Below are 13,061 nucleotides of genomic sequence, written 5' to 3' on the forward strand. Positions count from 1 at the left end.
GAGTCGCTAAGCAGAGAGCTCCTTCGCACGGGGGTCTCAAAGCGCCTTGCTCTCACGAAGAATGACCAGCCGGCAAAGCGCTGCGGTCGGCGGCCGTCTCTCGGTCAAGACCTCATCAACCCTTTGGATGGAAAATTTAACTTGAAGCAAAATCGCATGTCGCAGTGAGTTAGCCAGCTAAATCTTGCGTCACAGCGTCGAATAGTCACGATTCACCGTCTTCAATGTGTCACAAGAGTGCCAAGAGCGATTATTTTCTGCCTCTCGAGAACTTTAGTGACGCTCAACTCTTTAGTTCGCGGAAAATCCAGAGCCGGTGAGTCTCGGCGCGGAATCAACGCGGGTGGGTGTATCTCGTTATGACGGCATCATGGGACTCGGCCCATCCGCTCAAAGGACTAAGTTGCACGGCTCAGATCGCCATCGTGGTGTTCTGTGCCGCTTGCGGCGTCGCGGCATGGCGTTTCTTCCCTCAGCCGGCAACGGCGGCTTCGACGACTCTCACGTCCCCGGCCCAATCCGGTTTCCCCCTGACGGATGCCCAGCTCGCGGCAGTGACGAGCGAGGCCGTCGAGCAGCGACAATTCTTCGAGGAGATCGTCACGGAAGGAAAAATCGGGGTCGACGAGTATCAGTCGACGCCGATCTTCTCGCCCTATCCCGGTCGAGTAGTGTCCATCTTCGCGCGCACCGGCGAGCAGGTTGTGAAAGGTCAGCACCTGTTCTCGATCCAGGCCAATGAGATGGTCCAGGCACAGAACGACTACCTCGCGGCGCTGAACGTCCTAAACAAGGCGCGCTCGCAACTCACCTTCGCGCAGGCCGCCGAGAAGCGCCAGCGCGATCTCTACGAGAACCGCGTCACCACGCTGCGCGAACTGCAGGGCGTCCAGAACGACCTCAACACGGCGAGCAGCGACTTCAAAACCGCCGAGGTCGGCTTGGAGGCCGTGCGCAACCGTCTGCGCATCCTCGGCCTGCGCGACGACGAAATGGCGCGCCTTCAGAACGGGGCGATCAACCCCGAGACGGCGATCAACGCCCCGCTGAACGGAACCATCATCCAGCGCAAGATCGGCCCCGGCCAGTATGTTACGACGAGCGGGGGAGAGCCCTCCTACATCATCGGTGATCTGTCCAAGGTCTGGCTCATCGTGCAGCTGCGCGAGGCTGACCTCGCCCGAGTCTCGATGGGCGGGCGACTTCAGTTCCGGGTGCTCTCCCATCCCGACCGGGCCTTCGAGGGGCGCATCAACTTCATCGGCTCCTCGGTCGATCCCGCGACCCGGCGGATCACCGTGCGCGCCGACATCGAAAATCCGCATCGCATCCTCAAGCCAGAAATGTATGCGAGCGTGCGCATCATCAACGAGCGCGAGCATCTCTCCACCGCTGTGCCGCGGGCTGCCGTAGTGCTGGAGGGACCGAAGGCGAGCGTCTGGGTCCTGAAGTCCGGCAACGTGGTCGAGAGCCGCCGCGTCCGCACCGGCATCATCGACGGCGGCAACATCGAGGTCCTCGAAGGCCTCACGGTCGGCGAGCGGGTGATCTCGCGAGGTTCCCTATTCATCGACCGCATGGTGACCCGGGGCTGATGCGCCCGACAGTTTCGGTTCAGGCCTGAAAGGACGCGCATGAGACTCATCGTCGAGCACGCACTGCGCCAACGCGCCCTTGTGGTGCTGGCGTTCGTACTCCTGCTCGCCGCGGGCTTGGTGGCCTTCCGAACCCTCAACATCGAAGCCTATCCGGACCCGACGCCGCCCATGGTGAACGTGATCACCCAGGCGCCCGGGCTCTCCGGCGAGGAGATCGAGCGCTACGTCACAGTACCAATCGAGGCGATCACCGCGGGGCTGCCGAACCTCAAGCAGGTACGCACCGTCTCGCTCTACGGCCTGTCCGACGTGAAGCTGCAGTTCGGCTTCGAGTTCAACTATCGTGAAGCGGAGCAGCAAGTTCTGAACCGGATCGCCCAGCTTGATCCGCTTCCGAACGGCGCCAAGCCCACTATCTCGCCCGTAAGCCCCATCGGCGAGATATTCCGATACAAGCTCACTGCTCCCGAGGGCTACAGCATCCTCGACCTTAAGTCCCTGCAGGATTGGGTTCTGCGCCGGCTGTTCAAAGCGGTGCCCGGCGTGATCGATGTGATCGGCTGGGGCGGCAAGACCAAGACCTTCGAGATCGCGGTCGACCTCGACCGCCTCACCGCCCACGGCCTCACCCTCGCGGGGGTGGTTAAGACGCTCAACGACAGCAACCTCAACGTCGGCGGCAACCGGATCAGCCTCGGTAGTCAGTCGGCAGTGGTGCGCGGTGTCGGCCTGATCCGTTCCACCGACGACATCGAGGAGACAGTGCTGAGCCAGTCCAGCGGAGCCCCGGTGCTCGTACGCGACGTGGCCTCGGTCTCGATCGGGCACCAGCCCCGCCTCGGCATCGCGGGAATGAACGAGGACGACGACATCGTCCAGGGCATCGTGCTCATGCGCCGGGGCGAGCAGAGCACGCCGGCGATCGAGGCGGTGAAGGCCGAGGTCGAGCGGATCGAGGCGGCCGGTATCCTGCCGCCGGGCGTGAAGATCGAGCGGATCTACGACCGAGCCGACCTCATCGCGGTGACGACCCATACCGTGCTGCACAACATGCTGTTCGGGATCGACCTGATCCTGATCGTGCAGTGGCTCTTCCTCGGCAACCTGCGCAGCGCGCTCATCGTCGTAGCCACGATCCCCTTCGCCCTGTTCTTCGCCGTCATCATCCTGGTCGCCCGGGGCGAGTCCGCAAACCTCCTTTCGGTGGGGGCGCTCGATTTCGGCCTGATCGTCGACGGCACCGTCATCATGGTCGAAGCGATCTTCCGGCGTCTCTCGGGACACGGGCCGCCATCGACCTCTGGGCCGCCACTCGCGTTCACGGGCAAGCTCGGAAACATCCTGCGGGCATCGAACGACGTCAGCCGCTCGATCGTCTTCGCCGCTATCATCATCGTCACCGGCTTCCTACCGCTCTTCACGCTCACCGGCGTCGAGGGCCACATCTTCGGGCCGATGGCGCAGACTTACGCCTACGCCCTCCTCGGCGGCCTGATCGCGACCTCCACGGTCACGCCCGTGCTCTCCGCCTACCTGCTGCCGGATCATGTGCGCGAGGTCGAGACCGTGCTGGTGCGGGTGCTCGACCGCCTCTACCGCCCAGCGATCCGGGTGGCGCTGGCCAACCGCATCGTGACGCTGGGCCTCGCCGCGATCCTGGCCTGCGGTGTCGGGGCCGCCGGGCGTAGCCTCGGCCTCGAATTCCTTCCAAAGCTCGAAGAGGGCAACCTCTGGGTGCGCGCCACCATGCCGGCGACGATCTCGCTCGCCGAGGGTAATCGCTACGTCAACCGCATCCGGCGGATCATCGCCGCGGTGCCCGAGGTCGAGCGGGTCGTCTCCCAGCACGGCCGTCCGGACGATGGTACCGATGCAGCCGGCTTCTTCAACGGCGAGTTCTTCGCGCCGCTGAAGCCCACGGACCAGTGGCGGGCCGGCGTGAGCAAGGAGACGATGACTACGGACTTGCTCGACCGGCTGCGCCGCGAGTTCCCCGGCATCGAGTTCAACCTGTCCCAGTACCTGCAGGACAACGTTGCCGAGGCGGTCTCAGGCATCAAGGGCGAGAACTCGTTTAAGGTGTTTGGCCCCGACCTGCAGGTCCTTACCGACGTGGCGCGCCGCGTCGAGTCCGTGCTCAGGGACATTCCGGGCGTGACCGACCTCGGCGTCTTCACCTCTCTCGGCCAGCCAACCGTCCAGATTCACGTCGACCGGGTCCGGGCCTCCCGCTACGGCCTGACGCCAGGTGACATCAACGCCACGGTGCGCACGGCAATTGGCGGCGACAGCGCGGGAGACCTCTACGATTCGGGGAGTGACCGACATTACCCCATTGTCGTGCGCCTCGCCCAGCAGTTCCGGCAGAGCGTCCAGGCCATCCGTAACCTGCGGATCGCGGGCCAGGGCCCGAACGGCGCGGTGATCCAGGTGCCACTGAACGAGGTGGCGAGCGTCGAACTGGTCTCGGGTCCGGCCTACATCTACCGCGAGGGGCAGGGGCGTTATCTGCCTGTAAAGTTCAGCGTCCGCGACCGGGACCTCGGCAGCACCATCCTGGAAGCGCGAGAGCGCGTGGCCGCCGAGGTCAAGCTGCCGGCCGGCTACCGCCTGGAACTCGTCGGCGAGTTCAACAACATGCAGGGCGCGTTGGACCGCCTTTCGGTGACTGTGCCCCTGGCGGTCGGCCTCATCGCAATCCTGCTGTTCGTCAACTTTGGCTCTGTCGTCGACACGCTCCTGGCGCTGAGCGTCATCCCTATGGCTGCTGCCGGAGGCGTCCTCGCCCTCGTTCTGACCGGGACGCCCTTCAGCGTCTCGGCGGCGATCGGCTTCATCGCGCTCCTCGGCATCGCCGTCATGGACGGGATCATCGTCATCGCGCACTTCAACGACCTGATCGCCCGCGGGGAGGAGCGGGTCCAGGCCATGCTCAAGACGTGCGCGACCCAGATGCGACCGGTGGTTATGACCTGTGTAGTGGCCGGCGTTGGCCTTCTGCCGGCTGCTTTCTCCTCGGGAGTTGGCTCTCAGGTTCAGAAGCCCCTTGCCCTCGTGGTCGTCGGCGGCATGAGCCTCGCACCGGTGCTGATTCTCCTGATCCTGCCGGCCCTCGTCCTAGCCTTCTCACGGCGCGCCCCTGGGGCAGCCCCACAGGAGGCATCGGTGTCGGATCCGCATGAGAGCCGTAACCTCGCACAGGTCGGAGGCTAATGCGCCACACGCTCCTCACTTGATCGGGATTGTCCTGATCTGCCTGCCCCGACAACAACTGGGAAACTGTCAGGCTGGCCATGATCGGTGGCAAGCTCCGGCGCCCGTTCAGAAATCCACATGCAGGCGGGCGGCGAGGAAGTCTGCTGGACCCCGGTCGCCGTTGTAGGCTGGGTTCTCGACATGCTGGTAGTCGAACGTCACCGTCATCGCCTTCGTCAGGCTCACCGCGTAGAATGCCTCGAACGCACTCTCGGGTGCGTAACGAGTCAACCGCCCGTCACCGATGAGCAGGCCCAGGCCGCCGACCGCGAAGAAAGCCCGATGGGCCGGGGTGATGCCGTTGACTGCGGCACCGATCCCTACGGTGTCGTTGGGCCGTCCCCAGGCCGCGCCCTTCAGAGAGAACCCGCCGGAGAGCGAGCGGTCGATGTCGGTGAACGACAGGCTCTCGTTGCGCCCGTCGTTGAAGCTCGCCCGTGCGAACAGGCCGAGGTCGTCCGTCAGTTCCTGCTCCAGGTTGGCGTAGAAGCCGGTCTTGCGGCGCGGGCGGCGCGTCAGAGTGGTTGCTGCCACGGCGTCGTCGAACACACCCGCTTGAGTCAGTGCTGCCACCTGACGGAAGTCGGCGACGTTGCCGACGTTCGAGAAGAAGCCGAGCCGCAGCACACCCGGCCGGTCGAGCGCCAGCATCCGGTAGCGCCCCTCGAACTCGACGTTCAGCCCAGCCCGCTCGAAAATCCGCGGGTCGAGAACGTCGCTGGAGGGCTGCTTGGGCACCTGCGTGTAGGCGGCCCGGATCGCGAACTCTTTACGGTTGTACTCGGCCATCACGCCCTGCGTGAACCCAGGCAGGTTCGCCGGGAAGTCCCAGGCGGACGATGCCCAGAGCGACCAGTTGAAGAAGTCAACGCGCGGGTCGTGGGCGTAGCGGTTGCCGTCGAAGAAGTCGCCGAGAGCGAACTTGCCGGCGACCACGGTGATCCGCTCGATGTCGCGCCGGGTCGCCACTTGGTTCGGGCCGTCCGGCACGTCCTCGGTTTCGCCACCCAGCCCGAAGGTCTGGCGCACGAAGTAGCGGTTCGAGCGGAGGCGTGGGAAGGCCGCGCCCGCCTTCTGGGCCTCACCGTTGACGAAGCCGGCCACGCCCGTCGTGCCCGACAGCCCGAAGCCCTGGCTGAACTCCGGATTGTAGTAGAGTTCGGTGCCCTCCCACAGTTTGAGGCCGAGGAAGATCGTCGCCGTCGTAGTCTGTTGCGTTTGGCGCGGCACAAGGCTCTGCGGGCCGAGATAGGGCGAGCGGAAACCCGGAACGCCCTGCGCGATCAGGGTCGTCTGCCCGTGTAGGGAGAAGCGGTCGCCTCCACCGTCGCCCGGGTCGTGTGGGGCGGCTTCGTCCTCCTCCGGCGGCAGGCGCAGGCCCTCCGGGAACCAGATCAGGCGGACGAACATCTGGTTGCCAGTGGCCGACGCCTGAGTCGACACGGGTCCGCCCGCCGGTCCCGGCACCGCGCCGAGGCCGAACCTGCGGCTCTCGCCGAAGTCGACGTAGCGGTAGTCGATGCCGAGCGCGAAGTTCGGGTGGAAGGCGAACTGGATGCCCGCGCCGAGCGTGAAGCCGAGGTAGCCCTGCTCCGCGCGTGCCGCCACCGTGCCGCCGTTGGCCAAGTCCGGGTAGGTAGCAAGGAAGCGCGAGTTCGCGCCTGCTAGGCCGAAGCTGGCGTAGACGAGGTAGCGCTCGAAGCTGTAGCCGATGCGCGCACGCAGGGAGCCGTAGAGGTCCGTCTTGGCGCGCAGGAGGCTGCCGTCGACGTCGATCTCCTCGTAGCCGAAACCGGGTGTAGCCAGCGCCAGCGGTCGCTTGAGGTTGGCCGCGGAGAGGTCGGCCTCGACGCCGTAGGCCCAGCGTCCGGTCTGCCACGTCCAGCCCCCGAAGAGGCCGCCGACCGCGGTGGTGGCGTTCTGGCCTCGATCGCGGCTACCAGTCGCGTCGCCCGTCCGGAACGCCTCGACCGGCCGCCCTCCGACAACCGTCCGGTCGAAGTTGAAGGCACCGTAGGACGCCCCCGCGCTCGCCTGCACGCCGAGGTATCCGCCCGACCAGTCCACGAAGGCCGGGAGCGTCGCCCCCTCCCTTCTCGGGAGATCTGCCGCCCGGGAGAGACCGGGCGACAGAAGGATGGCGAGGCCGCAGACGCCGGCGAGCCAGTCGATGCACGGGGGAAGCGCCCGATCCCTCATTCGCCGTCTGTTCCAAGGTGTCCGTTCCCCGCGAACAGTCACGATGAACCGGCGGAGTCAAAGCGGTCCGGCTTCGACAGTAGGAAGATCACGCAAACGAGAGGCCTCTGTTGAGCCGGGGCAACACACTCGACGTCCGTCAAGTCCCGCCCCTGATCGGGCTTTTGTGCATGCGACCCTAGGCGCATCTGAACCGTTGCAGTCGCCGGGCGCCAAAGTCGGCGATTCGAAGGGGGGCGGATGATGCTCGCGAAAACCAATGCCGTTGCCCCGCCGAAGACGCCGGGGGTGGTGATGGCCGCAGCCTACGCCGACGGACGGCGCGTGGCGGACGTGGACATCGGGCAAGCCGGCGAATGGGCGCGCAAGGACGGGCATCTCGTCTGGATCGGCCTCTACGAGCCCTCGACCGAGTTGCTGGCGGACATCCAGGGTCAGTTTGGCCTGCACCCCCTCGCCATCGAGGACGCCCAGAGCGCGCACCAGCGGCCCAAGCTCGAACGCTACGGCGACTGCCTGTTCGTCGTCGCCCGCACGGCCCAACTCGTTGATGGCCGCATCGCGCTCGGCGAGACGCACCTGTTCGTCGGGCGAGGCTTCGTGGTGACGGTGCGCCACGGAGCCTCGGTCTCCTACGCCTCGGCCCGCGAGAAGGCGGAAGCCTGTCCCAAGCTCCTGGCGCACGGCGAGGACTACATCCTCCACACGGTGCTCGACTTCATTGTCGACAACTACGCGCCCGTGATGGAGTCGGTGCTGGCCGAGGTGGAGGCCATCGAAGACCGCATCCTTAGGCGCGAGTTGCTGGCCGCAGAGGTCGAGCGACTTTACCAGTTGCGGCGCGATCTCCTGCGGCTGCGCTCCGCTGTGGTGCCCCTGGTCGAGGTCTGCCGGAAGCTGGAACACGGCGACCTCGTGGCCATCGACGAGGAGATGCAGCCCTTATTCCGGGACGTGTCCGACCACCTGCGGGGAGTGCAGGACGAGATCGACGCGATGCGCGAGGTGCTGGCCTTCGCCTTCGAGGCGAGTCTGATGCTGGGACAGGCGCAGCAAACCGTCATCACGCGTCGGCTCGCTGCTTGGGCGGCGATCCTCGCGGTGCCGACCGCGATAGCGGGTATCTACGGCATGAACTTCGATAATATGCCCGAGCTAAAGTGGCGCTATGGCTACTATGTCGTGCTGACTGGCATCCTTGGCGCCTGCACCCTCCTGTACTGGCGCTTCCGCAAGAGTGGCTGGCTCTGACGCGACAGTCTTCGACAGCAGGATTGAGGCCCGGCGCTCGCGTATGGGCCGCGCATGTAAGCCAGGAACAGCGCGCCCATGACACGCACGCCGTCAGATGTCGATCCGGGCACCGATTTCAACGGCCCGGTCCGCCGGGATGCGGAAGTAGCGCGAGGCGTCCGTCGCAGCCCGAGCCATCGCTATGTAGAGCCGGTCCTGCCAAACCGGCATGCCGGTCTCTGACGAGGGCACCAAGACACGGCGCGTTAGGAAGTAGGACAGAGCGTCAGCGTCGAACCCGGCCACGGCCAGGGCGCGAGGCAGGTCCGGCAATTCCATGAACCCGAACCGCACGCTCACGCAGGTGAAGACGCCCGAGAGCGGCTTGACCGTGACGCGCTCCGTCTCCGGAACCCGTGGCAGGTCGTCGGTAACGACGTGCAGGATGAAGTTGCGAGCATGCAGCACGTGGTTGTGCTTCACGTTGTGCATCAAGGCCCCAGGCGTGTCGCCCGGCGAGCCGGTCAGGAATGCGGCCGTGCCCGGTGCGCGCAGGACCGAGCCGGCCTCGGCCATCCGAGTGAAATTCGACAAGGGCACGCGGCGCCGGTGGATCTCCGCGGCGATTAGGGCCGAGCCGCGCCGCCACGTCCACATCGCCGTGACCAGCGCCGCTCCAATGGTCAGAGGTACCCAGCCGCCGTGAAGCAGCTTGAGCGCGTTGGCCGACAGGAACACGAGCTCGATGAGCAGGAACGGCGCGATGACGAGCGCGGCGACTGCGGCGGGCCAGCGCCAGAACCTCCAGGCAACGACGAAGACGAGGATGGCTGTGATTACCATGTCTCCAGTCACCGCAATGCCGTAGGCCGCCGCCAGCGCGCTCGACGACTTGAACAGCACCGCCAAGAACACGACGGCCACGAGCAGCCACCAATTCACCCGCGGGATATAGATCTGGCCCTTTTCCGTCTCGGATGTTCGCTGAACCCGCATGCGCGGCAACAGGCCCAGTTGCATGGCTTGCTGCGTGATTGAGAAAGTGCCGGTTATGACAGCTTGACTGGCGATGATGGTCGCCACGGTAGCAAGTAGCACCATCGGCAGCAGAGCCCAGGAAGGATAGAGCAGGAAGAAGGGGTTCTCGATGTACTCGGGATGGGCCAGGAGCATCGCGCCCTGGCCTAGGTAGTTGAGCGCGAGTGCCGGCAGGATGAGACCGAACCAAGCCGCGCGGATCGGCGAACGGCCAAAATGACCCATGTCGGCGTAGAGGGCTTCGGCCCCGGTCACGGCCAGGAAGACGGCGCCCAGCGCTAGCAGGCCGGCCGTGCCGTGGTTGAGCAGGAAGCTGATACCGTAGGCCGGATTGAAGGCCGCCAGGATGCTCAGGTCGTCGACGAGATGGCCGAGACCGCCGAGCGCCATGACGATGAACCAGAATGCCGTGATTGGCCCGAAGAAGGTCGCAACGCGGGCCGTGCCGTGACTCTGGACCGCGAACAGTCCAATCAGGATGGCGAGGCTGAGCGGCAGCACGTACGGCTCGAAGGCGGGGGTGACGAGCTTCAACCCCTCCACGGCGGAGAGGACCGAGATCGCCGGGGTGATGATGGCGTCGCCGTAGAACAGCGCGACGCCCACCATGCCAAGTACGATGACCGGCCCCCCGGTATGGCCGAGCGCCCGCTGCGCAAGGGCAACGAGGGAAGGGGTGCCGCCTTCGCCCTCGTTGTCTGCTCGCATGACGAGCAGCACGTATTTGAGCGTGACGATAAGGATGAGCGCCCACAGGATCAGTGAGACGACCCCGAAGACCATGTCGCGTGTTGGGGCGTGCGCGCCGCCGGCCGCGGCGTGCAGGGACTCCTTGAGAGCGTAGAGTGGGCTCGTCCCAATATCGCCGTAGACGACGCCGACGGATCCGAGCGTCAGGGCCCAAAACGAGGTCTTGGAGCCATGGCCTGCACCGGCCGGGAGCTGCGTCCGCGCCGTTGCGAACCCGGTTGTACCAGGTGCAGGCATCTATGGGTTCCTCTGTCCGCGATCCGAGGCCATTCGGGTCCGGGCGTAAACGGTCGATAGCTCCTGAACGTTCGCCCGAGCCGAAGCGTGCGATGTACGCCTATGCGCATCGCAGCACGGGGCGCCGCTTACGGCGTAGAGACACCGCGCTGGCAGGCATGGCCTAGCTCGGTGTGCCCGCGTAACCACCCTCGGGCACCACGAGGCGCGCCTCAGCGTTATGGCACGCCACCCCTTTCTGGAGCCTCCATGCTGAACCCCTTCTGTGCCGTGTTCCTGCTCGCCATCGAGGCGCAGAAGGTGATTGAGTTGAGGCTGGTGCGGATCGCTTGGGGCGGGGCAGAGGCGCAGGCCGAAATGATGTCGATGGTCGGCGAAAAGGTCGTGGCTGCGGTGGAGGCCTCCAACACGCTGCTTGCTGGCGGCACTTATGACCAGGTCGTTGCTCGCTACCGGCAGTTGGTCGCGGACAATACGCGGCGCCTGACGGCGTAAGCAGGAGCTCGAGACTAGCGAGCAAAGCGCCATGACCCGGCCGGTGTGCTGCAGCATCGTTAACGATGCCGCATTCAGGCCTGAGCCGCAGCGAGCCATGTCTCCAGAGATCAAGCGAGGAGGCGGCGTAACGACAGATCTCGGTATCGCTGAGCCGAGCGTCGAGGGAGACCTCAGCAAGCGAAGTTGAGCGAGCGTTGCTGCTGATACACGTCAGATATCCTCCAAGAAAAATGTTGATGCTGGTCGCAATATCGTAAAATTCCACAAATATCCCTTGACTACGGCCCGCACCGGTCTCGTTCGTGGTGCGCCCACTGAGGAGTTGCAAATGGACGAGACCGCCTCAATTTCTGCGTCGGAACAGACCAATTTCATCGAACTCACCTCCGACATCGTTGCAGCTTACGTGTCAAAGAATTCTGTTCGGCCGGCTGACCTTCCGGCTCTCCTAGCCGAGGTTCACGGCGCGCTCTCTGGGCTCAATGGCCCCTCTGCTTCTGCCGAGCCCAAGATGGAGAAAGCGACGCCCTCGCAGATTCGTAAATCGATCACCCCGGACGCGCTGATCAGCTTCATCGACGGCAAGCCGTACAAGACACTCAAACGCCATCTGACCGGCGCCGGCCTGACGTTTGAGGAGTACCGGGAGCGCTTCGGCCTACCGCGGGACTACCCGTCCACGGCGGCCAACTACTCAGCCATGCGAGCCGAGTTCGCTCGCAACGCGGGGCTGGGGACACAGCGCCGGAACGCGGCCCCGAAGGCTGCTGCCGCCGATGAGACGGCTGCGGAGGCTCCCAAGACTCGTGGTCGGAAGAAGATGGCCGAGCCCGCGCCTGCGCCCGCTGAGAAACCTGCCCGCGCTCGTAAGTCGAAGAAGGCTGCTGTCGCAGCGGAGTAAGGCTGCCCAGCACCCTAAGCGTCGACCCCTCCAAACCGCCCGGCTCCGGCCGCGGCGGTTTTTTGTGCCGGTGGCCTGCCGCTTGCGATGACCCGACGTTTCCTCCCGACTTCAGCCCCGCCGGCACCGCCGCGCGGGGCTTTTCTTTACCTATGTCGCCTTATGGTTGCACCGGATCCAGGCGCTTGCCCCCACTTGCCTCGGATCTGGGAAGGCCCGCCTGGTTCGCCGGCGCGGGCTTTTTCCTGGGCGATACCGCGGTGGTCAATGCCGTGCTTGGGGCCGATTGCCAGCGAAGGCTGCCATGCCGTCCGTCTCGACCATCGCGGTGAAGGCCTCATAAGCCTCCTGATCCGTGGCGAAGGTATTAGCCCAAGCGATGCAGCCGCCTGACGACAGGTCAATCACGACCAGCTGCCAGGGATCCTGCGTGCCGGCATAGCGGTAGATCTCGACGTCGACGGCTCCGCCATCGAAGCGGAATGTGCCGGACAAGGGCGAGTGCTCGAACTCCCGGTCCTCATCGTCCATTCCCGCCTCGGATCTCGTCCGACGCGCACCCAGGCGCGTGCGTCTCCACCTCAGACAATTCTGGGGCCAATGCGAGCATGGTCCGGTAACCGCCACCCGCCATCCTACCCGCGAGCCAAGTTGCATATCGGCTCGGCTCACTCGCTGGTGAGATCAGGCGCTTCCCCAGTGCTCAGTGAACTAACCAGACACTCCCTCGTCAGTTCATGCGCCGGCGCCGGTCCTGCACTTGTCGTTGAGCGAGCTTGCGACCGAGCGCCATAAGCAATGCATCCGCGCAGGCCTTCAGCTCAGGATCCTGCAACTCAACGATCGCCTCCTGTGCGTTGATGGCGTGCTCCGCTGCCCTGTCCAGCGGCGCTTCGTCTGGGAAAGCCTCCGTCTCGTCGAGCGCGTCCTCGTCCTTTCGCACACGAGTGATGTCCACAAGGATGCCGCTTCCGCGCATGAGCCGGCCGGCGTCATCGTTGAAGAACCGGCCACGCGCCAACACCCACCGGACTGCGCCATCGCCCGAAATCACGCGGTATTCCGTGAGGAACGGAGCGCCCTCCGAGGCGCTGCGCCGAGCCACAGAGCGGACCCTCTCGCAATCGTCGGGATGGATGGCTGCGACATAGGCCTCGGCAGAAACGCCGCTCTCCGTGTCACCGGGATCAACATTGAACAGCTGCGCGATGAAGCCGTCGACAACTACGCGGCCACCTATGACGTCGCACTGCCACCGGCCGATTAAGTCCTGCTCATCGAGCGCGGATTGAAGCGCTTGGTAGGGGGACCTACCATCCAAGGAGTTGAGTTTCGGCACGAGCAACACGCTG

The 13,061-nt window shown here is 65.2% G+C and carries 9 protein-coding genes; 5 read left to right on the top strand and 4 right to left on the bottom strand.

The window, feature by feature from the left end:
- The first annotated feature begins 347 nt into the window (after positions 1-347).
- Together BKE41_RS08590 and BKE41_RS08595 are read left to right on the top strand one after the other, a co-directional pair.
- Complete coding sequence (locus tag BKE41_RS08590; protein WP_245295930.1) at positions 348-1,595, top strand: efflux RND transporter periplasmic adaptor subunit; 1,248 nt, start codon at positions 348-350, stop codon at positions 1,593-1,595.
- Between the two features lie 39 nt (positions 1,596-1,634).
- Entirely contained in the window at positions 1,635-4,811 is a 3,177-nt protein-coding gene (locus tag BKE41_RS08595; RefSeq protein WP_070999128.1) for a CusA/CzcA family heavy metal efflux RND transporter, read from the top strand.
- A gap of 108 nt (positions 4,812-4,919) precedes the next feature.
- On the opposite strand, the gene BKE41_RS08600 is transcribed toward BKE41_RS08595, so the two are convergent.
- Positions 4,920-7,052 (bottom strand): carbohydrate porin, encoded by a 2,133-nt coding sequence (locus BKE41_RS08600; protein ID WP_070999130.1) that lies wholly within the window; start codon positions 7,050-7,052, stop codon positions 4,920-4,922.
- A 243-nt stretch (positions 7,053-7,295) separates the two neighbouring features.
- Between BKE41_RS08600 and BKE41_RS08605 the strand changes: the two genes are divergently transcribed.
- Positions 7,296-8,303, top strand: a complete 1,008-nt coding sequence (locus BKE41_RS08605; RefSeq protein ID WP_107645339.1) for a magnesium and cobalt transport protein CorA — start codon at positions 7,296-7,298, stop codon at positions 8,301-8,303.
- 93 nt (positions 8,304-8,396) lie between these two features.
- Here the strand turns inward: BKE41_RS08605 and BKE41_RS08610 are convergent, their stop codons facing one another.
- Positions 8,397-10,310 (bottom strand): potassium transporter Kup, encoded by a 1,914-nt coding sequence (locus tag BKE41_RS08610; RefSeq protein WP_070999133.1) that lies wholly within the window; start codon positions 10,308-10,310, stop codon positions 8,397-8,399.
- Between the two features lie 249 nt (positions 10,311-10,559).
- On the opposite strand from BKE41_RS08610, the gene BKE41_RS08615 reads away from it, so the two are divergent.
- The gene (locus BKE41_RS08615) at positions 10,560-10,805 is read left to right on the top strand and encodes a hypothetical protein (protein WP_070999135.1); all 246 of its coding nucleotides are present in this window, start codon (positions 10,560-10,562) and stop codon (positions 10,803-10,805) included.
- A gap of 331 nt (positions 10,806-11,136) precedes the next feature.
- Positions 11,137-11,709: a MucR family transcriptional regulator gene (locus BKE41_RS08620; RefSeq protein WP_070999138.1), complete on the top strand. Its 573-nt coding sequence runs from the start codon at positions 11,137-11,139 to the stop codon at positions 11,707-11,709.
- Positions 11,710-11,973: 264 nt separating this feature from the next.
- Here BKE41_RS08620 and BKE41_RS08625 read toward each other — a convergent pair whose 3' ends face one another.
- A complete protein-coding gene (locus BKE41_RS08625) occupies positions 11,974-12,240 on the bottom strand; it encodes a hypothetical protein (protein ID WP_070999140.1) in 267 nt (88 codons plus the stop codon).
- Positions 12,241-12,439: 199 nt separating this feature from the next.
- Positions 12,440-13,057, bottom strand: coding sequence for a PAS domain-containing protein (locus BKE41_RS08630; RefSeq protein ID WP_312892390.1), 618 nt, complete (start codon positions 13,055-13,057; stop codon positions 12,440-12,442).
- Positions 13,058-13,061 lie beyond the last annotated feature (4 nt).

Origin of the sequence: Methylobacterium sp. C1 (assembly GCF_001854385.1) — a bacterium.
In the GTDB taxonomy this organism is placed as follows: Bacteria; Pseudomonadota; Alphaproteobacteria; order Rhizobiales; family Beijerinckiaceae; genus Methylobacterium; species Methylobacterium radiotolerans.

Bases quoted from the DNA above. Each gene is read 5' to 3' on its own strand.
- BKE41_RS08595 (WP_070999128.1), top strand. From the start codon at position 1,635: ATGAGACTCATCGTCGAGCACGCACTGCGCCAACGCGCCCTTGTGGTG.
- BKE41_RS08600 (WP_070999130.1), bottom strand. From the start codon at position 7,052: ATGAGGGATCGGGCGCTTCCCCCGTGCATCGACTGGCTCGCCGGCGTC.
- BKE41_RS08605 (WP_107645339.1), top strand. From the start codon at position 7,296: ATGCTCGCGAAAACCAATGCCGTTGCCCCGCCGAAGACGCCGGGGGTG.
- BKE41_RS08610 (WP_070999133.1), bottom strand. From the start codon at position 10,310: ATGCCTGCACCTGGTACAACCGGGTTCGCAACGGCGCGGACGCAGCTC.
- BKE41_RS08615 (WP_070999135.1), top strand. From the start codon at position 10,560: ATGCTGAACCCCTTCTGTGCCGTGTTCCTGCTCGCCATCGAGGCGCAG.
- BKE41_RS08620 (WP_070999138.1), top strand. From the start codon at position 11,137: ATGGACGAGACCGCCTCAATTTCTGCGTCGGAACAGACCAATTTCATC.
- BKE41_RS08625 (WP_070999140.1), bottom strand. From the start codon at position 12,240: ATGGACGATGAGGACCGGGAGTTCGAGCACTCGCCCTTGTCCGGCACA.